General features: G+C 59.8%; 20 protein-coding genes. 13 read left to right on the top strand and 7 right to left on the bottom strand.

Going from position 1 to position 19,117, the window contains the following annotated elements:
- Positions 1–40: 40 nt before the first annotated feature.
- The 7 genes from TL5118_RS04685 to TL5118_RS04655 form a co-directional block, all read right to left on the bottom strand.
- A complete protein-coding gene (locus tag TL5118_RS04685; protein ID WP_082626216.1) occupies positions 41–298 on the bottom strand; it encodes a response regulator in 258 nt (85 codons plus the stop codon).
- A 70-nt stretch (positions 299–368) separates the two neighbouring features.
- On the bottom strand, positions 369–2,132 hold the full coding sequence (locus TL5118_RS04680) for a methyl-accepting chemotaxis protein (protein ID WP_058242901.1): 1,764 nt from the start codon (positions 2,130–2,132) through the stop codon (positions 369–371).
- A 331-nt stretch (positions 2,133–2,463) separates the two neighbouring features.
- Positions 2,464–2,985: a chemotaxis protein CheW gene (locus tag TL5118_RS04675; RefSeq protein WP_106404177.1), complete on the bottom strand. Its 522-nt coding sequence runs from the start codon at positions 2,983–2,985 to the stop codon at positions 2,464–2,466.
- Positions 2,986–2,998: 13 nt separating this feature from the next.
- Positions 2,999–4,135 (bottom strand): protein-glutamate methylesterase/protein-glutamine glutaminase, encoded by a 1,137-nt coding sequence (locus TL5118_RS04670; RefSeq protein ID WP_058242902.1) that lies wholly within the window; start codon positions 4,133–4,135, stop codon positions 2,999–3,001.
- 1 nt (position 4,136) lies between these two features.
- Positions 4,137–4,958 (bottom strand): CheR family methyltransferase, encoded by an 822-nt coding sequence (locus TL5118_RS04665; RefSeq protein ID WP_242601724.1) that lies wholly within the window; start codon positions 4,956–4,958, stop codon positions 4,137–4,139.
- Positions 4,958–6,178 carry a chemotaxis protein CheA gene (locus TL5118_RS04660; RefSeq protein WP_058242903.1) on the bottom strand — a complete coding sequence of 407 codons (1,221 nt, stop codon included), beginning with the start codon at positions 6,176–6,178 and terminating at the stop codon, positions 4,958–4,960. The genes TL5118_RS04665 and TL5118_RS04660 overlap by 1 nt, the downstream gene beginning before the upstream one ends.
- 71 nt (positions 6,179–6,249) lie before the next feature.
- A complete protein-coding gene (locus TL5118_RS04655; protein WP_058242904.1) occupies positions 6,250–6,555 on the bottom strand; it encodes a hypothetical protein in 306 nt (101 codons plus the stop codon).
- 348 nt (positions 6,556–6,903) lie between these two features.
- Here TL5118_RS04655 and TL5118_RS04650 point away from each other — a divergent pair, with 348 nt between their 5' ends.
- The 13 genes from TL5118_RS04650 (at position 6,904) to fliP (ending at position 19,116) form a co-directional block, all read left to right on the top strand.
- The gene (locus tag TL5118_RS04650; protein ID WP_058242905.1) at positions 6,904–8,079 is read left to right on the top strand and encodes a sigma 54-interacting transcriptional regulator; all 1,176 of its coding nucleotides are present in this window, start codon (positions 6,904–6,906) and stop codon (positions 8,077–8,079) included.
- Between the two features lie 27 nt (positions 8,080–8,106).
- Positions 8,107–8,454 carry a flagellar hook-basal body complex protein FliE gene (fliE, locus tag TL5118_RS04645; protein ID WP_058242906.1) on the top strand — a complete coding sequence of 116 codons (348 nt, stop codon included), beginning with the start codon at positions 8,107–8,109 and terminating at the stop codon, positions 8,452–8,454.
- Between the two features lie 35 nt (positions 8,455–8,489).
- A complete protein-coding gene (gene fliF / locus TL5118_RS21065) occupies positions 8,490–10,217 on the top strand; it encodes a flagellar basal-body MS-ring/collar protein FliF (RefSeq protein WP_058242907.1) in 1,728 nt (575 codons plus the stop codon).
- Between the two features lie 6 nt (positions 10,218–10,223).
- The gene (gene fliG / locus TL5118_RS21060) at positions 10,224–11,240 is read left to right on the top strand and encodes a flagellar motor switch protein FliG (RefSeq protein WP_058242908.1); all 1,017 of its coding nucleotides are present in this window, start codon (positions 10,224–10,226) and stop codon (positions 11,238–11,240) included.
- A 27-nt stretch (positions 11,241–11,267) separates the two neighbouring features.
- Positions 11,268–12,047 carry a FliH/SctL family protein gene (locus TL5118_RS04630; RefSeq protein WP_058242909.1) on the top strand — a complete coding sequence of 260 codons (780 nt, stop codon included), beginning with the start codon at positions 11,268–11,270 and terminating at the stop codon, positions 12,045–12,047.
- On the top strand, positions 12,044–13,393 hold the full coding sequence (locus tag TL5118_RS04625; RefSeq protein ID WP_058242910.1) for a FliI/YscN family ATPase: 1,350 nt from the start codon (positions 12,044–12,046) through the stop codon (positions 13,391–13,393). The genes TL5118_RS04630 and TL5118_RS04625 overlap by 4 nt, the downstream gene beginning before the upstream one ends.
- A complete protein-coding gene (locus tag TL5118_RS04620) occupies positions 13,390–13,761 on the top strand; it encodes a hypothetical protein (RefSeq protein ID WP_058242911.1) in 372 nt (123 codons plus the stop codon). Before TL5118_RS04625 ends, TL5118_RS04620 begins: the two co-directional genes overlap by 4 nt.
- 67 nt (positions 13,762–13,828) lie before the next feature.
- Complete coding sequence (locus TL5118_RS04615) at positions 13,829–15,922, top strand: flagellar hook-length control protein FliK (RefSeq protein WP_058242912.1); 2,094 nt, start codon at positions 13,829–13,831, stop codon at positions 15,920–15,922.
- 11 nt (positions 15,923–15,933) lie between these two features.
- Entirely contained in the window at positions 15,934–16,497 is a 564-nt protein-coding gene (locus tag TL5118_RS04610; RefSeq protein WP_058242913.1) for a flagellar basal body-associated FliL family protein, read from the top strand.
- A gap of 9 nt (positions 16,498–16,506) precedes the next feature.
- On the top strand, positions 16,507–17,490 hold the full coding sequence (gene fliM, locus TL5118_RS04605) for a flagellar motor switch protein FliM (protein WP_058242914.1): 984 nt from the start codon (positions 16,507–16,509) through the stop codon (positions 17,488–17,490).
- Between the two features lie 27 nt (positions 17,491–17,517).
- Complete coding sequence (gene fliN, locus TL5118_RS04600; RefSeq protein WP_082626218.1) at positions 17,518–17,859, top strand: flagellar motor switch protein FliN; 342 nt, start codon at positions 17,518–17,520, stop codon at positions 17,857–17,859.
- A gap of 160 nt (positions 17,860–18,019) precedes the next feature.
- A complete protein-coding gene (locus tag TL5118_RS04595) occupies positions 18,020–18,364 on the top strand; it encodes a hypothetical protein (RefSeq protein ID WP_058242915.1) in 345 nt (114 codons plus the stop codon).
- A complete protein-coding gene (gene fliP / locus TL5118_RS04590; protein WP_058242916.1) occupies positions 18,361–19,116 on the top strand; it encodes a flagellar type III secretion system pore protein FliP in 756 nt (251 codons plus the stop codon). Before TL5118_RS04595 ends, fliP begins: the two co-directional genes overlap by 4 nt.
- Position 19,117: the final 1 nt, after the last annotated feature.

Raw genomic sequence — 19,117 nt, 5'->3', positions numbered from 1 at the left:
GGATACACCTTAGCTGACTGTCCAGTTTTCTGGGACCACTTCACAGCGCGGGCAGCATACAGATCTTGGCGCGGGTCTTCAGCTTGGCGTGACGCAGGAACTCCAGCCCGTCCATCACCGGCATCTCGATATCCAGCAGGATCAGGTCGAGGTCGGGGATCTCGGAGAGTTTGTCCAGCGCTTCGCGACCATTGGCGGCCTGGGCGGCAACCTTGAAGTCTGGCAGCGAGTTCAGGAAGCTCGAGATGTAAAGCCGCATCATTGCAGCGTCATCCACGATCATCACTTTGTAAGCCATTTCGTTTGCACTCCTAGTGGCTGAGATCAGCCCCCGCGCCCTTGGAGACAGGCGCGGAGGCGGGAAGAGTTTAGAAGTTCAGGAAGCCGCGCTCATCGTGGTCCCCGCCCTGCGCCGCGCTTGGGCTTGCTGCAGGGGTGGCCGGAGCACCACCAACCTTGGCCCCCATCATCGCTTTCAGCTTGGCCAGCATTTCCGGCGGCAGGCTTTCCATGCCATCAACCATGCCAAAATCTGCCGGGCTGGTTGAAACAGGGCGCAGCTGGAAGCGCGAGATTTCGCGGCTCATGCTTTCGGTTGCAGCGGTCATCTCGGCCGAGGTTGCGGCCAGTTCGTCCGCCTGCTGACTGGTGGCCAGCGCGGTGCGGGCAACTTCGCCAATGGCAGAGTTGATCTGGGCCACGCCGCGCGATTGCTCTTCCGAGGCGCGGTTGATGGTTTCGACCAGTTCGCGCACTTCGCCGATGTTGGTTGCGATCTTCTCAAAGCTTTCCGAGGTTTCGGTGGCCAGGCGCACACCGGCGGCAACGCGGCTGGTCGAGGCCTCAATCAGATCCGAGGTTTCGCGGGCCGCTTTGGCCGAGCGACCGGCAAGGTTACGCACCTCTTGGGCCACAACCGCAAAACCACGACCATGCTGACCTGCGCGGGCCGCTTCAACTGCGGCGTTCAGCGCCAGAAGGTTGGTCTGGAAGGCGATTTCGTCGATCACTTTGATGATCTTGGCAATGTCCTGCGACGAGGCGTTGATGCCTTCCATCGCGGTGACCATATCGTCGATCTTACCTTTGCCCTCTGCGGCCACTTCAGCGTTGGCGGTCACTAGGATTTCAGCGTTTTTCGCCGCATCCGCGTTGGCTTTCACCTGCACATCAGTCTCTTCTGCCGAGGCCGAAACCTCATCCACCGAAGACGATGCAATCTGTGAGTTGGTCGCCAGTTCCTGGCTGGCCGAGCTCATCTGGCCAACGGTCTGAGTGACCTGACCAACCTGTGCGCTCAGCTCATTGAAGGCACCGTTCAGGCTGCCAAAGGCGGATTCGAAGGTTTCCACAACCTCACGGAAGGCGCCTTTGAACTTGCCGGTGTCGGCCTGCACGTCCAGCTTACCTTCCATGATGGCGTTCGACAGGCGCTTGATCTCGCCGTTCACGTTCATGAAGTTGTCGCGGGTGCGGTCGATGGCGTAGTTCAGCGCAGCCTTGTCACCTGGCAACTGCGGCATGTTGGCCGTCAGGTCCCCTTCCGAGAAGGTTTCAAAGACCGAGATGCCTTCCAGAATGGCGTCAATATGGTCTTTGACCATCTTGTTCACCTGCACACCCGCCGCAGCGATGTTGGGCAGCTCGAAATCATCGGTCTGGATAAATTCTTTTACGTGACCCGCGCCGTGGGCATCGGCCATTTCGGTGATCCGCTCCAGCAGGCGCTTGGTCTCAGTTTCCAGCAGAACCTCAGCCGATTTATCCTGAAACTCCGCCAAGAAGCTCTGCCCGTCCGCGGCAGCCGTCACCGCGATGTCCCATGCAAAGCCCGGCAAACGGATCGCTGCCTGATAGGTACCACGCAGGCCCTTCAGCATGCTGCGCTGGTGGCTTGGGTTCTTGTGGAAGTCATCGATGCAGCTGCCGATCAGATTGTCCGCGCTGAACGAAGGCAGCATGCCCTGCAAGGTGGCTTCGGCACCGGCAAACATTTTCTGCGCCGCGGGGTTGGCATAGTTAATCACCAGATCCGCGTCGGTCATCAGAACCGGCTCGGAAATCATGTCCAGCAGTTGGAAGGCGTCGGCACCTTTGGCTTCTGGCGTCTTATCCGTCTTCGCTTTGGTCATCGGGGTGTCCTTTCTGGGGCGGGCTGTACTTTTATTAGCGACCGGGCGGGGATTTTCTTTAGCCTCTGGGTCGCCAGATATGCGGTTTTTTAGAGTCGACTGGTTATTTCGATCAGCAATTGGGAAGAGCTATGCGTTTGCGCCAGATATGGGCGTCTGGGCGGTTGGGGTCCGCGCTCGCTCATGATGAACTCTCCTATGTTAATCAGTTACTTGTTACGGTTGAGCCTGCCACGGAGGGCGAGGCCACTCCCGCCCCCGGACCGCATAAAGCCCCCGGGGTGGGATCGGACCAGTTGCCTGGCCTTCGGGGCCTGCGCGGCCCAAGTTCTTAGGCGGTTGCCGCCTCTGGCATCGACAGTTCTGCATCCGAAACCAACAGGCCCGAATTCAGAATGATTGCAACGTTTTCGCCAACGCGACCCAGGCCCTGAACCAGACCCTGGCTGTCGCCACCGCCCAGACCATTGGCGCTGTCGATGTGATCATCGGCGATTTCCAGCACTTCGCTGACGCGGTCCACGATCAGACCCACAGGCGAGGTGCCCAGTTCCAGCACGATGATGACGGTGCGGTCATCATAGGCGCGCTCTTCCAGGTTAAAGCGCAAACGCACATCCATCAGCGGGATCACCTTGCCACGCAGGTTGATCACACCTTTGATGTAACGCGGGACATCCGGCACCGTCATGATGCGCTGCATGCCCACGATCTCGGTCACAACCGCGATCGGTACACCGTAGGTTTCTGTACCGATGGCAAAGGTGAGATACATGTTCTCGATGTTGTCATCATCGCGCAGCAGCGCTTCGGCATCTGCAGACGAGGCTTGCTCAGCGGTCATCTCAGTCATCCTCTTGGTCCTTTCAAACTCTGTAACTTTCCAGCCCGCTGCGCGCTCCAGCCTTAGGGCAGGAATTGAGCAGCCATGACGGCATTTCACTCAACGGGACCAGTTTCTCTGGTGCTCCGACTTCGGCAGCAGCATGGGGCATGCCGAAAACGACACAGCTTGCCTCATCCTGGGCCACGGTTCGGCCACCCGACAGGCGGATGGCCAACTGCCCTTCAGCACCGTCCCGGCCCATGCCGGTCAGGATCGCCGATGACACACGCCCCTTGGCGTGCTGGGCAACCGATTTGAACAACACATCCACAGCGGGACGTGAAAAACAGACTTCTGGTCCTTCGACCAGTTCCACCACAAAGCGGTTTCCTTTGGGTTGGATCTTCATATGGCGCGGCCCGCCCGGCGCGATCAGCACCAGACCGTTTTCCAGCACATCACCGTCCTTGGCTTCGCGCACACGCAATGCACAAGTCTGATCCAGACGGTTGGCGAAAGAGGCGGTGAAGCCTTCGGGCATGTGCTGTACGATCACAATCGGCGGGGTGCTGACCGGCATGGCTTCCAGCACATGGGTCAGGGCCTGAACGCCCCCGGTGGAGGCGCCAATTGCGATCATCCAGGTCGGAATGTCACCCGCTGCGGCGGCTGCAACAGGTGGAAGGCTGCGTTGGGTCACAGCAGGCGCAACACGCTGTGGCATGCCCCCCTGCCCAAACGGCGCTTTGGCCGGGGCCTGACCCACCTGGGCCCGGGCCGCAACCTTCACCCGCTGGGCGATGCTCTCCATCATCGTATTCAGACCGCCGCCCAACTCCATCTTGGGTTTGGCAATCACATCCACGGCGCCCGCCGCCAGCGCATCCACGGTGGCCTGCGCCGACCGTTGGGTCTGCGATGAGATCACCACGGTGGGGATCGGCGATTTGGACATCAGCCCACGCAGGAAGGTCAGCCCGTCCATATTGGGCATTTCCAGATCCAGCGTGATCACGTCGGGCTTGTCTTTGACCAGGTATTGCATCGCCACACGCGGATCGGCGGCGGTGCCCACAACCTCGATCTCAGGGTCCTGAGACAGACCCATCGACAGGATTTTGCGCACCATGGCGCTGTCATCCACGATCAGGGTGCGGATTTTACGACCCAGAGGCATCTTAGTCCCTCCGGTAGATGCCGGTGGTGACCGGAATCCATTCGTTGCAAAGATCGCGTACCGCTTCGGTGACCGAGGTTACAAGGAAGCCACCCGGTTCTGTCGCGTCATAGATCGCGCGCAGGGTTGCGGCCTGATCCTCGGGCTCAAAGTAGTAGAGGATGTTGCGGCAGAACACGACCTGGAACTGTTTGGCAAAGGGGTATGGCGTTGCCTTCAGGTTCAGACGGCGGAACGTACAGGTATCACGCAGGTTTTCGTTCACCCGATACTGTTCGATGCCGGTCGGCGTCATGTAGCGTTTCTTGATGGTGCGATCCATCTGGCTCAGCTGACGGCCCGAAAACACGCCCAGCTCTGCCCGCTCAACAACTGGGGCCGAAATATCGGTGCCTAGAATAGCGAGTTTTTTCAGCGCGTGCGGGCCAAGGTGTTCGGCCACCAACATGGCAATCGTGTAGGCCTCATCGCCGGTAGACGCGGCGGCCGACCAGATGCGGATCTGTTCACGGTTGGCCAGTTTCGGCAGGATGTTCGTTGCAAAAACATCCAGGACCTCAGGCTCACGGAAGAAAAACGTGTGATTGGTCGAAGCCGCATGCATCACGGCCAGTTCGACGTCCTGACGCTCCCCTTTGGAAATGGTGCCGGCCAGTTCATTCAGATCTTCCAGCTTGAACGACCGTGTGACCCGGGCCAGACGCTGACGCAACAGGTCTGCCTTATGTTCAGGATAGGAAATACCGCAGCGATCGCCCAGCCATGAACGGATACGCTCATAGCCGGCGTGATCTTCGTAGGAGGAATGATCCATGACACTCATCAGTTCTCTCCTCCTGCGGCAAGACGATCAGCATCCAGAACCAAAGCCACTTCACCGGTGCCCAGCAGGGCGCAGCCCCAGCTGGCACGGACCTTGGCCAGTACCCCGGACAACGGTTTCATCACCACCTGCTGGCGGTCCAGAACCTCATCCACCGGCACGGCGATCAGCTTGGAGCCTGCGTTGAGCACGATCACAACAGTGTCGGTCAGCGGCTTCAGGTCCGGCATGGCATTGCCATAATAGGTTTCCAGACGGCACACCGGCACATGGGTGTCACGAAGGCGCAGCATTTCAGCGCGCGAACCCGCCGAAATGGTCATGCTGTTTTCAATGCCGGGATTGACGATTTCGGCGATATCCTCCACCGGAACCGCAAACAGATGGGTGCCCTGGCGCAGCAGGATACAATCAAGGAAGGCCAGCGACACAGGGATGTGCAGCGACACATTGGTGCCCTTGCCTTCCCAGCTGTCCACGGCAATCCGGCCCCGCAGGTCGCGCATGGTGGAGTTCAATACATCCATACCCACGCCACGGCCCGACAGGTTTGAGACTGTTTCAGCGGTGGAGAAGCCCGGCTCAAAGATCACCTTCCACAGCTTGCTGCTTTCAGGTTCTTCGTCCGGACCATAGAAACCCCGCTTGCGCGCGATTTCCAAGATCTTCTTGCGATTAAGGCCACGGCCATCATCGCCCACAACAATCTGAACCTCACTGCCGACCTGCGCCGCCGAGAGCGTGATTGTGCCCTTTTCGGATTTGCCGGCTGCCACCCGTTCGTCAACGCCTTCAAGGCCGTGGTCGGCCGAGTTGCGCAAAACGTGCAGCAAAGGATCATACAGACGGTCCGCCACCATTTTATCAATGGCAGTGTCAGCCCCTACGATGTTGAGATTGATCTTCTTTTTAGTCTGACGCTCAAGCTCACGGATCATGCGCTTGAGGCGTTTGAACACCTCATCCACGGGCACCAGACGCAGCTCGGTCGCGGCGTCCTGTACTTCACGGACAATCATAGAAAGACGATGTGCGGCGGCTTCGAAATCGGTACGATCCCCATTGCCCTCCAACAGATCAGGTGAGTTCACGGTCTCTGACACACTCAGAGACAATTCACCAACAAGGTCCATCAGGCGGCTGATCTTCTGCGACGATACGCGCAGCAAGGCCCCGCCTGCGGCTTGTTTGTCAGTTCCGGTATCTACCTCTGCCGACATTACGACCCTGGTCCTTTATTTACACAACACATCGCCACAAGTGGCGTCACTCTTCATACGATCAGGCTGCCTTAGGCAGCGTTCTCGTTTCCGTCGAAGCTGAAAATACACACCCCATCAAACCCGGTGGATTTGAACAGGAAGGTCTTCTTCATCATATCGACAAAGCCACCATGCTTCTTCTCGAAGTTTTTCAGATCAGCCACGGTGGGGAAGAAGACATTAACAGAAATGTCACCTTCTTTACTGATCAGAACCGTAAGCCCCGACAAGCGGCACTCAGGGATAGCGTTGCCCAGCGTCTCAGTCACAAACGGTGCAGCGATTTGTGCGGCATCGAGGCTGGGGAATTTTAGATGGTACGTTTTTGACAACATAAACACGGCCTGCAGTTTGTTTTACGTCTGCAATGTGAAACGTCCGGCTTCTGGAAAAGTTGACCCCCCTCATATGGAAAAATCTACATCCCTAAGTATGGGGTCATCAGATTTTGGAGATGGTCGACTGTCGTCAATTTGTCGACACCTATCAAAACCCCGTCAATTTCACCCATCAAGCGGGTATACCCGACCTATACCTAGGGTCTTAACCATCTATATACTTTAGTTATTTTAGTTTTTTAAATCGTTTAATTTCATTGTCTTAGTGAATTTTTCTAAAGTTTATGCGCCGGTTGGTACGCTCCCTGCTTCTTAGAAACCGTCAGCTAATCGCAGGAGGTAACCATGGCCAAGATCTTTATCATCGGACAGGAATTTGACGACGCAGCCGCAGTGGCGGATCTGTTGAAACGTCGTCGGATCGACGCGGTATTGATCGACGCATTGGGCACCCCTGATACAAATCCCGGCAAAGGCAACACTCTGGTCTGCTCGGCCGCAGCTGAAAAAGCGGCAGGCGGTCAATCCGGTCTGGTGGCCGCGGCCCGCCCCTTGGGCATCACCCAGCTGGTCATCGTCACCCCGGGTGAGGCTTTCGCGGTGACCGCAGAACTGGGCGGCCGCATGCAGCGCGTGACCCTGCCGCTGCGCGGTTCGGCCATTCCGCCGCTCTACTCGCCTTCGCTGCTGGCCCTGACTGACCTCATCGCAACCCCGCATGGTGGCATGGTTGCTGCCGCTGACAACACCGGCGCTCTGATGGATCTGGCCGCCCGCGTCGCCCAGACTGACGTCACCGTCTTTATCAACGGCCCGACCGGTTCCGGCAAAGAGGTGCTGAGCCAACTGATCCACGACCGTTCGCCCCGCGCTGGCAAGCCTTTTGTTGCCGTAAACTGCGCCGCGATCCCGGAAAACATGCTGGAAGCCATGCTGTTCGGTCATGAAAAAGGCGCCTTCACCGGTGCATCGACCGCCAACCGCGGCATCTTCCGCGCCGCCGACGGTGGCACCCTGCTGCTGGACGAAATCTCGGAAATGCCGCTGGGTCTGCAGGCCAAGCTGCTGCGGGTTCTGCAGGAAAAGAAAGTGACCCCGCTGGGCAGCCAGAAAGAGGAAACCGTTGACGTACGTGTCATCGCCACCTCGAACCGCGACATGCTGGCCGAAGTTGAAGCCGGTCACTTCCGCGAAGACCTCTACTACCGTCTGAACGTATTCCCGCTGGCGACCCAGGAACTGGCCGCCCGCCCCGAAGATATTCCCGCCCTCGCAACTGCGATGATCCGCCGCCACACCCCCGAAGGGGCCACCCTGCCGCTGCTGAGCGATGAGGCTGTGGCCACCCTGATGGAACACAAGTGGCCGGGCAACGTGCGTGAGCTGGAAAACGTGGTTCAACGCGCTCTGGTGCTGCGCACCGGTGACGTGGTGGGCGCCGCGGACATCATGCTGACCGCAAATGCGGCGATGATCCCCGGCTTTAACATCAACGCCCCGATCGCGGCACAAGCCGCATAAAACAAGAGGGCAAACTTGAGGTAAGCCATGACTATTTCGAGCCTTTCGGGAAATTCGACGTTAGCGGCCCTGAACGCCCGCGCCGCGTCGCAGCTCCAGAACAGCACGCAAACTGCCCTGCCGGCCGGGTTGCCCAACCCAACCGAGCCAGAGACCCCAAACTTTGCCGAACGTCTCGGTGATGCATTGAACAAGGTCAATGAAGCTCAGGCCACAGCCAATAAATCGGCCTTCGCCTATGAGACCGGCGCGACCGACAATCTGGCTTCGGTGATGGTGGATCAGCAGGTGTCTTCGCTGGGCTTCCAGTTCACCATGCAGGTGCGCAACAAGGCTCTTTCCGCCTACCGCGATATTATGAACATGCCGGTTTGATCCGGCGCCTAACGGCAAACTAGACGAGAGTTTCGATGGACAGCACGACCAACCCAGTCGCCCCCACCGAAGGTGCAACGCCCGCCCAGCAGGGCAAGGCTTATCTGGCGCAAGCGCAACAGATGATCAGCCAACCTGCGGTGCGACGTGCCCTGCCTGCGATCATTCTGGTCGTGGTCGCGGTGATGGGTCTGATGGTCTATATGATGCTGGCCCAGCCGAAACGTCTCAGCCTTTATTCGGATCTGCCAGAGGCCGACAAGGCCCGCGCCGTGGAGGTTCTGACCTCCAACGGGATCGATGCGGTGATCGACCAGGGAACAGGCACTCTGCGCGTCACCGAAACCGATTATCACAAGGCGCGGATGCTTCTGGCAACCGAAGGCCTGCCGGCCGGCACCCCGGACGGTATGAGCACCCTCAGCGACATGCCAATGGGCGCTTCCCGCTCGGTCGAGGCTGCGCGTCTGCGCCGCATGAATGAGCTGGACCTGGCGCGTTCGATCACCGAGTTTTCCAACGTGACCTCGGCGCGGGTGCATCTGGCCCTGCCCGAACAAACCGCCTTTATCCGCGATACCAAACCGCCACGCGCCTCGGTCTTTGTCCAGGTTGCGCCGGGTCGCGCACTGGATGAAGGTCAGGTCAGCGCCATCGTTTCGCTGGTCTCCACCTCGGTGCCGGGCATGACCCGCGCCAATGTTTCGGTGGTCGATCAAACCGGCCGCCTGCTGTCCCGCGAAGGCGGCGACCCGATGAGCGAGCTGTCGACCCAACAGCTGGGCCACCGCAAACAGATGGAAAACCTCTACCGTCAACGGATTGAGGCGCTTCTGTCACCCATCGTCGGCGCCGGCAATGTCGCCGCTGAGGTGACGGTGGACATGGACTTCACACGCTCGGAAATCACCGCCGAAGAATATATGCCCAATGGCTCGGTCATCCGCTCGGAACAGGAAATGATCCAGCAGAACAGCCAGCAGCAGGCCAAAGGCATCCCCGGTGCCGTCTCCAACACGCCGCCGCAGGAAACCCAGCTGGTCGAAGAAGGCCCCGGTGTGACCGTGCGCAACACCAATGCGGTGAACAACAACACCACCACCAACGCGACCCGCAACTATGAGGTCAGCCGCCGGGTGGAAACCACGCAACCGGCCAGCGCCCAGATCGTACGGATCCACGCCGCTGTGTTGCTGCGCACCCCCGCGGGCACCATGGCCGAAGATGGCTCCCTGGTGCCGGGCGCCCTGCCCGACAGCGTGATGCGCGACGCCGAAGCGCTGGTTCGCTCGGCCATCGGGTTTCAGAACGGTCGCGGTGACACTGTGACCCTGTCGGCCCAGCCGTTCATTGACACTTTCGCCGAAGTGGCCAACCCCTGGTACAAAGAAGGCTGGGTGATGAACACCGCCCGATACGCCGCGCAGATCGCCGTCTTGGCCATCGTGGTGCTGGGTCTGGTGAAGCCAATCGTTGACCGCCTGCTGTTCTCGCCCGCAGCGCCCGCCGCCCCGATGGGCATGGGGGCCCCGATTGGCGGCGCACCGGGCCAGATGGGTGACGCAATCGAAGTTGGCCCCGGTGAAACCCTGGCCGAGGTCCGCGCCCGCCTGGATGGGTTTGAGCCCGCAGGCAACCCGTGGTCCCATGTGTCCTACGAAGAAAAACTCGCCCTGATCCGCGACCTGACCCACAGCGACGGCGACCGTATCGCCACTGCGTTCAAGTCGATGATCGAAGACGACAACTCTCAGCTGAAGTGATCTACTATGCCTAGAACCATGACCATCGATGACCTTGGCGGCACCCAAAAAGCAGCCGTTTTGATGATGCTCTTTGGCGAAGAGGCAGCAGCCAATATCCTTGGCTACCTCAGTCCGGCCGAAGTGCAGCAGCTGGGCACCGCGATGTATATGGTGCGCAATGTGGAACACTCGACCGTGGATGCGGTGCTGAATGAATTCCTGCATGACCTGCGCGAACAGACCGGTCTGGGCGTCGGCGTGAACACCTATATCAAAGACGTGCTGACCAAGGCCCTTGGCAACGACAAGGCGCATTCGGTCCTCAGCCGGATCCCGCGCACCTCGTCCGAGCGCCCGATTGAGATCCTGGAGTGGATGGACGCCCATGCAGTTTCGGAACTGATTGTCGACGAACATCCCCAGATCATCGCGCTGGTCATCGCCTCATTGGACCCAGGTGTGGGTGCCGAGGTGCTGAAGCTGATGCCCGAAGAGGTGCAGTCCGACATCATTCACCGGATTTCCAACCTGGCCAACGTTCAGCCCGAAGCGCTGAAGGATCTGGAACAGGTGATCCAGAAGAAGTTCCAGGCCAACACCACCCTGCGCGCCAGCCAGATGGGCGGCGTGAAGGCCGCGGCCCGCATCATGAACTTCACCAAACAGGATATGGAGCAGCGCATCCTGAAGGATGTTCAGAAACACGACAAAACGCTGGTCACCGCCCTGCAGGACAACATGTTCGTCTTCGACAACCTCATCAAGTCGGACGATCGCGCCATTCAGACCCTGCTGCGCGAAGTGGAAAACCGCACCCTTATTCTGGCCCTGCGTGGCGCCGACGAAATCCTGCGCGACAAGCTTCTGGGCTGTATGTCCACCCGGGCGGCTGCCGCCATCGCGGACGAGATGGAGGCCCTTGGCCCCGTCCGTCTGACCGAGGTGCAAAATGCGCAGAAAGAGGTTATTGCTGTAGCACGGCGTCTGTCTGACGAGGGCACCATCACCCTCGCCGGTCGTGGCGGCGAGGTTATGGTTTAAGGTTCTGGTTTATAAGGAGGATCCGATATGGGCTTCCACAAAGACATGTCCGTTCAGGCGCTTGATATTGAGTCCATCAACTCAATCCTGCGCAAAAACCGTGACGGCAATTTCCGCCCCCGCGCCTTTGAGCAGATCCCCGAGGATCAGCCCGCCGATGCCGCGCTGGAGGAAAACGGCCTTGGCACCCCGGTGCAGACCGAAGAGGTTGCCCCGCCAGAGCCCGAGCCCAATGCCGAGCTTGAGGCACTGCAGGCTGCGGCCCATAAGACCGGCTACACCGAAGGTTTCGCCGAAGGCTATCAGAAAGGCCTCGCCGAAGCGCCCGAACCTGACCCCGCCCCTGCCCCCGAAGCCCAGGCCCATCTGGAAGAGGCCACGCGCCTGTTCAGCGATCTGGCGCGATCCCTCACCGATCACGCTGCCGATCACCACACTGCCCTGCGTCAGGCGATGGAACAGACGCTGCTGACGCTTGCCAGTGACCTCGCCGGTCAGCAGATTGATGCCCTGCCCGCCGCCTTTGCCCAGAAGGTTGAGGAACTGGTGGAACGGGTGGGCAAGACGGTGGATTGCACCCAGATCCATCTGAACCCCGAAGATATGGCGGTGATTGAACCTTCGCTTGCCGGCTCTGACATCATTGATGGCTGTGTCCTGCAACAGGATGAGGCGCTGCCGCGCGGCGCAGTGGATATCCGTTCCGGCCCCAACCGGGTTCAAAGCGCCCTGCCAGAGTTTGACGATGGCGGCCTGCCCGCAGATTGGGATGACACCGAAATTCAGATCGCGGATGCCGGCCAATGAGCGCCACCATCCTTGAGCGGCTGAGACATGATCTGGCCACCCTGCCCGAACGCACCGCGCCGCAGATCAGCGGCCAGGTGGTGCGCTATGACGGGCTGGTTGTGGAATGTTCCGGCTTTCCGGCCTCCCCCGGTGACCTCTGCCTGATTTACCCGCGTCACGCCGGCCCCGGTGCCGCCCCGGTTGAGGGTGAGGTGGTGGGCTTTTCCGACGGCAAGAACCTGTTGTTTCTGGACACCGCTGGCGCGCAGATCACGCTGGGCGATCCGGTTGTCCTGCGCCGTGCCGGCCGCATGTGCGAGGTGGGTCCTGAGCTGCTGGGCCGTGTGATTGATGCCAGCGGTGCGCCATTGGATGGCCGCCCTGCCCCGAAACCCTCTGACCTCTGGCCCTTGGCGGGCAAACCGCTGAACCCGCTGGCCCGTGGCCCGGTCAAGGAAGTGCTGGACGTCGGCGTGCGGATCCTCAATTCCTCGATGACCATTGGTCGTGGTCAGCGTGTTGGCATCATGGCGGGATCGGGCGTCGGAAAATCCGTGCTGATCGAAATGATGACCCACAACACCACGGCAGATGTGATCATCGTTGGCCTCATCGGCGAACGTGCCCGTGAGGTCGGTGATTTTGTCAGCCGCGTGATGACACCCGAGGCGGCCGCAAGGGTTTGCGTTGTCGCGGTGCCAGCCGACCGTTCACCGCTCTTGCGCCTGCGCGCGGCCAACCGCACCACCGCCATTGCCGAATACTTCCGCGATCAGGGCAAGGATGTGCTGCTGATCATGGACAGTCTGACCCGTGTCGCCCATGCCAAACGTGAGGCCGGGCTGGCGCTTGGTGAACAGCCCACCGCCAAAGGCTACACGCCTTCGGTGATCTCAATGATCCCGTCGCTGATTGAACGCTGCGGTCCCGGCCTGCCCGGTCAGGGGACGATCACCGCGCTTTACACCGTGCTGGCAGATGGTGATGACACCACCAATGACCCGGTTGTAGACTCGGCCCGGGCGATCCTTGATGGCCACATGGTGCTCAGCCGCGCCCAGGCGCAGCGCGGCATCTACCCTGCGATTGATCTGCCCGCCTCGGTCAGCCGGGTGATGAATGACATCGTGCCGCCCGAACATGTGACCGCCAGCCAGCGGCTGCGCCGTCTGATTTCGCTTTATAACGAAAACCGCGACCTGATGCTGATGGGCGGCTATAGCGCCGGTCAGGACAAGGATCTGGACGCGGCGATCAAGAACTGGCCGCAGATCGAAGGTTTCATCTGCCAGATGAAACACGAAAAGGTCACCTTCGAAGAAAGCCAGAAACAGCTGCTTGAGCTGATTGGGATGACCTCATGAATAAGCCGAACGGAAACCATCTGAAGCTGATGGCCAAAGCCGAAACGATCAAACAGGCCGATCTGGCAAAGAAACTGCGCCGCGCTCAGGATGAGATGAACAACATCACCGCACAGGCCGGATCCATCAAGCGGATGCTGCATGAACATGGCGGCCAGCTGAAAGGTGCGCAGAACTCGGCACAACTGGCCAATACGCTGCGTCTGGGCCAGCAGCTGGAGGGGTTTCGCAGCACCCTGTCGATCCAGAAAGCGCAATCCGAACGCCGCTTGAAAAAGGCCCAAACCGAACTGGCGCAAAGCGGTCACAAGCTTGAAATGCTGAGTGAAAAAGCCAAGGTCATGGACGCTCAACAAAATTCTGAATGAGCGCCCCACCTTGGCACGGATGCTGCATTAATCGTGGCAAAACCAGTTCCAAGGACCGGAAAAAAACATGCAAAACAACGTTGTGCCTGCCATCTTGACCCTCGCACCCGGCAGCGGTTCGGGCACCATGAATGGCCAGCAAATCGCGCAACCCGTCCTGCCTGGCGCTGCGGCGCCCATGGATTTCGCTGCCTTGATGCAAACCCAGCCTGCAACAGGCACCGCAGCCGGTGCTGCGTCTGGCCCCACCCCGGTGGGCCTGCCGCCTGTGTCGCCGGACACTCTGGTCGGCGAAGGTGGCGAAGCGGCTGAGCTGAGCCCCGAAGCCCTGGCCGCCCTTGCCGCAACCACCGGCGCGGCGGCGGGCAATATCTCAAGCGTGATTGCCACGAAATCTGGTCCCGTGGCCCTGTCTGACTTTGCCGAAGGGGATGAAGATCCTGATCTGCTGGCAGCGCTTCAGGCCGAGGAGGTCACCACCCCGGCCGCCAGCCTTGCCACCGCTCAGCAGATGAAGGAACGCCAGTCGCTGCGCGCGCCCACTGTGAAACCGGCTGAGGCAGGCACCTCCACCGAAGGCGCCGCAGCAACGCTGATGCGCAATGCTGAGATGCTGACGACAGGGGACGGTCAACAGGCCACCGCTGACGCCGATGCAACGCAGGTTGTGACCGCCACGACGGACAAGGTCACCAAGGCAACGGAGACTGCACAACAGGCAACCGCCCCGGGTGTCCAGCAACACACCGCAGGTGACGCTACCCCCGCCGGGACGGCACAGAAAGCGCAGCTGCTGAACTCCACTGCCCCGCTGCCTCAGACGCAGCAGCCCACAGCTCCAGAGGCCACACCAACGGGTGAGAGCAAACCAACATTGGCCCAGATGGCCCCCTACTCGATGACGCAGATCAACGCGCCAAAGACGCAGGCGCAGGATGGGCCCGAGGCAGCCCCCACCGTCGCTGAGATGGAGGCGAAGCTGAAGGCAGAGATCCTGTCGACGAGCCAAGAACAGGGCAAGGGCGCGGCAAAGCAAATTGACCCTTCAACTGCTGCTGCGATCAAATCTGTAGCTGCACCTGCACTTGAAAATGCCAAGACGACTTCTGAAAAGGCCGCGCCGGTGATTGCACGTGCAGCCGCAGCAGCCGACGCGACACCTCAGGAGACGGGCACGGCAGAGGACACATTGACAACGAAGGTCGCGGAGCTGCCAACCCAGGCCAACGCCTTTGGCCTGCGTGGACGTCTGGCACAAGCCCAGGCACCAGCACAGGCTGACGCCTCCACGCAACCCGCGCCGCAAACCCTGGCCCAGGGTCAGGGGCAGACCCAAGGTCAGGGACAGGGACAGGCCCAACAGCAGGCTGCCCCGTTGCCAGGCGCAACGCCCCAAACGGCGTCAGCAAATGACGCCGCTCAAGCGCAAGGCACCGCGCCTGATGCAGGCAGCAAAATGGCTTATGACACCACCAAGGTGCAGCCTGATCTGAAGGCAGAACTGACCGCAGAGATGAAACCGGGTGTGGCTCAGATGAGCCCGGCACAGACCGCCGCGCAATCCGCCGCTGTTGCCCCGCAACAGGCGATGATGGCAGGGGCCGAAGCCTCAGCTCAGACACAGGCCACACAGGCCCTGGCGCAGTCAAACGTCACCGCACAGGCTGAGGCCGCGCAGCCGCAGACCGCCACCAGCCAAGGCGCACCGATGACCCGCAGCCTGATGATGACGGATCGCGAATGGCCGACCCAACTGACCGCCATGGTCAAGGAAGCACGCGATCTGACACAGGGAGACATCGAAATTGCCCTGCAACCTGAACGGCTTGGCAAGATGACCATCCGGATGGAGATGCGCGATAACGCCGTTGCCGTAACAATTGTGACCGACAATGACTCTTCGGCACGATTGTTGAATGACAACCAAGCAAGACTTGCTGATCTGATGAAACAGGCCGGGTTGGATCTGACCCAGCACAATGCATCATCCGGACAGCAGGGCCGCGAACAGGCGGGCTTGGGTGGTCAGGCCGGGGGCAATCCCGGTGGTCACGGACAGTCCTCTGACACGAACCAACCGGCCACCGCCCAGATCCTGGGTGGCGATGCTGGCACAATGAACCCCGCCGCCGAAGACGACGGCATTGATATTTTGGCCTGAGGTAAAAGGTAATGGCAGACGCAACAGCAAACGCCCCCGCCAAGAAGAAAGGCGGCGCAGTTAAAATGGTCCTGCTTTTGGTCACAGGCGCTGGTCTGGCGGCTGGTGGTTTCTTTGGCGGCAAGTACTTCGCTGAATCCAGCATGAGCCCCGCCGATGAGGTGCTGCGCCTCATTGAAGAAACTAACATGCAAACCGCCGATATGGGCGAAGATGGACCAATGAAAGTGTCCAAAGAGATGCCGGATGAGCCGGTCTTTGTGACCCAGTATTTTGAGTTCCCTGAACCGCTGACCACCAACCTGAAAGGATCCAGCCGGTTCCTGCAGTTGGGGATTGGTCTGTCCACGCAATATGATGAGGCGGTGCTGAACAACGTGCAGAACCATGAGATGGCGCTACGCTCGGACATTCTGGCGGTGCTGTCCACCTATACCGAGACCGATGTTGAGGGCACCGAGGGGCGCGATCGTCTGGCGGATGAACTGCTGAAAGTGGTGAACCGCCGGCTGGAGAAGCTGGAAGGCTTCGGCGGCATCGAGAGCGTTTTCTTCCCCACCTTCGTAATGCAGTGAGGCAGGCGAATGGCCGGTACACACAAACTATCCAGTAACGAACTTGCCGAGCTTGTCGGCGGCCTGATGGATCTCGACGCCGGGGATGGCGACGAGCTGAAAGACGGTGAGATAAGTTACAAACCGTATAAGTTTGGTGAAAATAACCTGTCGCTTATGGGCGACTACTACGGTCTGCGGATGATCAACGAACGGTTCTGCCGTCTGGCACGTTCGGTGTTTCTGCCGATGTTGCGTCTGCAGCCGCGGATCTCCTCTTTCCCGCCGGAAATCAAAACCTTTGCCGATTACACCGATGAGGTGGAAAACTTCGTCTCATTGACCACCAGCCGCATTGAAGCGCTGCGCGGTAGCCAGATGCTGGTGATCCCGCCCGATTTCATCTCAATGCTGACCAACAGCTACTACGGTGGTGAAATCGCGGTGCAGCCGATCACCCGGACGGAATTCACCGGCACCGAACAGCGCGTGATCGAACTGGTCTCAGACGGGTTGAACACCGCCCTGGCGCATTCCTGGCGCGATCTGATGCCGATCAATTTCGAACTACAGAACCGCGAAGAAAACCTGAGCTTTGCCTCATTCGCCGATGCCGAGGACATGGTGATCAACTGCTCCTTCATGGTGCAGCTGCCCGATACCGATCCGGCGAACTTTGATGTGATTTACCCGCTTCAGACATTGAAGCCGATTGCCATGCAGCTGCGTTCGCGGATGCATTCTGACCTGATGGAAGAGGACCTGACCTGGCGCGAAAAGCTGGAACAGGCTGTTCTGCAGGTGCCGCTGGACATCACCGCCGTCTTGGCGGAGCCGCAAATGCCCCTGGGCCGTGTCAGCCAGGTGGCGGCCGGTGATGTGGTGCCGGTGGCGATGACCCCTGCCCCGAAACTCCTGGTCGAAGGCCGACCGCTGTTTGATGCCGACCTCGGTGAGGCCTCCGGCAAATCCGCCCTGAACCTGACCCGCCGTCTGGCGGAAACCAGCTCTTAAGACTGCTCGCGAAGAAGAACCTGTATGATGAGTGACGAAACCCTGATGGAAGAAACCGCTGGTCTGCCTGCCACTTCGGGCGCTGGTGTTCCCGACACCACGGATGCGGGGCTGCTGGGCGGTTTGGGTGTGCTGGATACGGTCAAGGTCCGCCTGACCGTTGAGGTGGGCCGGACCCAGATCACCATTCAGAACCTGTTGAAACTGAACGAGGGTTCGGTTGTGGAACTGGACCGTCTGGCCGGTGACCCGCTGGACATTCAGATCAACGGCACAACCATCGCCAAAGGCGAAGTTGTGGTGGTCGGTGAACGGTTTGGCATCCGCTTTGGCGATATTGTCGATCCCAAAGATCGCGTAAACATCTGACCTAACGCGATCACCCCGGGGTGCTTGCGCCCTAAGACATTGAAAAACCAAGGAACGGGGCCCTGCCCCGCGCCTTGTGCTATTTCATAAAAATCTGCGCCAGACTTGGCACGAAACATGCCCCTAAACGGTCAAGGTAACCGTTTAGGAGAGGCGTGTTATGGATATTGTTGCACTAGACCAGCTGCTGACCGTTGGGGGCTTTCTGGCCGTCCTGTTCGTGGCGCTCTTTGTTATTAAAACCAACAAAGGGAAACTGAAAACCAAACTGACCCAAGACCGCCGCATGGCGATCGGTGAGGTCACCGCATTGGGTCCAGACGCCCGTGCGATGCTTCTGCGCATTGATGAGCAAGAGTTCCTGGTGGTCACTGCCAAACGGCAGGCCCCGGTGATCACCCCGCTGGCCAGCCAAAAATCAGGCACAAAAACCGGTCAAGAAACCGGACGCGCCACAGACACCCCAGCCCTTGATGCCAACACACTTGCCCGGATCGCCGCATGAAACACCTGTTCCCCGTCGTAATTGGTCTCACGGTTTTGGCGGCCTCGCCCGCTTTGGCGCAGGGACTGCCTGCGCTGCAGATCACCAGCCCCGCCGGAGGGGATGAGACGCAGTATTCCCTGTCGCTGCAAATTCTGGCGCTGATGACCGCGCTGACGGTGCTGCCCTCCATCGTTTTGGGGATGAGCGCCTTCACCCGGATCATCATTGTTCTGTCGATCCTGCGTCAGGCCCTTGGCACCCAGCAGACCCCGCCGAACCAGGTGCTGGTCGCGATTGCGCTGTTCCTTGGCTTCTTTGTCATGCAGCCGATGCTGTCGCTGGTCTATGAAACCGCCGTCGGCCCCTATCTGGATGGCAATATGGCCGCGCCCGAGGCAATGCAGAAAGCGCGGGTTCTGATCTCGGGCTTCTTGATTGAAAACACCCGCCAGAACGATCTGATGATGTTCATGGATCTGTCCGGCAGCGGCCCTTATGAGAGCAACGAAGACGTGCCCTTGGCCGTTATGCTGCCCGCCTTCATCACCTCGGAACTAAAGACCGCCTTCCAGATCGGTTTCCTGCTGTTCCTGCCTTTCCTGGTAATCGACATGGTGATCGCCTCGATCCTGATGGCGCTGGGTATGATGATGCTGTCGCCGATGCTGGTGTCGCTGCCGTTCAAACTGTTGCTGTTTGTGCTGGTGGATGGCTGGGCGCTGACCATGGGCTCTCTCGTGAACTCTTTCTCCAGCGGTGTAGGAGCCTGAC

This window comes from Thalassovita autumnalis, assembly GCF_001458255.1.
GTDB lineage: Bacteria > Pseudomonadota > Alphaproteobacteria > Rhodobacterales > Rhodobacteraceae > Thalassobius > Thalassobius autumnalis.
The sequence above is the reverse complement of the archived record's forward strand: the minus strand, read 5'-3'. Positions and strand labels throughout refer to the sequence as shown.

Bases quoted from the DNA above. Each gene is read 5' to 3' on its own strand.
- fliN (WP_082626218.1), top strand. From the start codon at position 17,518: ATGAGTGACGAAACCCTGATGGAAGAAACCGCTGGTCTGCCTGCCACT.
- TL5118_RS04660 (WP_058242903.1), bottom strand. From the start codon at position 6,178: ATGTCGGCAGAGGTAGATACCGGAACTGACAAACAAGCCGCAGGCGGG.
- TL5118_RS04610 (WP_058242913.1), top strand. From the start codon at position 15,934: ATGGCAGACGCAACAGCAAACGCCCCCGCCAAGAAGAAAGGCGGCGCA.
- fliM (WP_058242914.1), top strand. From the start codon at position 16,507: ATGGCCGGTACACACAAACTATCCAGTAACGAACTTGCCGAGCTTGTC.
- TL5118_RS04675 (WP_106404177.1), bottom strand. From the start codon at position 2,985: ATGACTGAGATGACCGCTGAGCAAGCCTCGTCTGCAGATGCCGAAGCG.
- TL5118_RS04655 (WP_058242904.1), bottom strand. From the start codon at position 6,555: ATGTTGTCAAAAACGTACCATCTAAAATTCCCCAGCCTCGATGCCGCA.
- TL5118_RS04680 (WP_058242901.1), bottom strand. From the start codon at position 2,132: ATGACCAAAGCGAAGACGGATAAGACGCCAGAAGCCAAAGGTGCCGAC.
- TL5118_RS04650 (WP_058242905.1), top strand. From the start codon at position 6,904: ATGGCCAAGATCTTTATCATCGGACAGGAATTTGACGACGCAGCCGCA.
- TL5118_RS04670 (WP_058242902.1), bottom strand. From the start codon at position 4,135: ATGCCTCTGGGTCGTAAAATCCGCACCCTGATCGTGGATGACAGCGCC.
- fliE (WP_058242906.1), top strand. From the start codon at position 8,107: ATGACTATTTCGAGCCTTTCGGGAAATTCGACGTTAGCGGCCCTGAAC.
- TL5118_RS04685 (WP_082626216.1), bottom strand. From the start codon at position 298: ATGGCTTACAAAGTGATGATCGTGGATGACGCTGCAATGATGCGGCTT.
- TL5118_RS04630 (WP_058242909.1), top strand. From the start codon at position 11,268: ATGGGCTTCCACAAAGACATGTCCGTTCAGGCGCTTGATATTGAGTCC.
- TL5118_RS04595 (WP_058242915.1), top strand. From the start codon at position 18,020: ATGGATATTGTTGCACTAGACCAGCTGCTGACCGTTGGGGGCTTTCTG.
- TL5118_RS04620 (WP_058242911.1), top strand. From the start codon at position 13,390: ATGAATAAGCCGAACGGAAACCATCTGAAGCTGATGGCCAAAGCCGAA.
- TL5118_RS04625 (WP_058242910.1), top strand. From the start codon at position 12,044: ATGAGCGCCACCATCCTTGAGCGGCTGAGACATGATCTGGCCACCCTG.
- TL5118_RS04665 (WP_242601724.1), bottom strand. From the start codon at position 4,958: ATGAGTGTCATGGATCATTCCTCCTACGAAGATCACGCCGGCTATGAG.
- TL5118_RS04615 (WP_058242912.1), top strand. From the start codon at position 13,829: ATGCAAAACAACGTTGTGCCTGCCATCTTGACCCTCGCACCCGGCAGC.
- fliF (WP_058242907.1), top strand. From the start codon at position 8,490: ATGGACAGCACGACCAACCCAGTCGCCCCCACCGAAGGTGCAACGCCC.
- fliG (WP_058242908.1), top strand. From the start codon at position 10,224: ATGCCTAGAACCATGACCATCGATGACCTTGGCGGCACCCAAAAAGCA.
- fliP (WP_058242916.1), top strand. From the start codon at position 18,361: ATGAAACACCTGTTCCCCGTCGTAATTGGTCTCACGGTTTTGGCGGCC.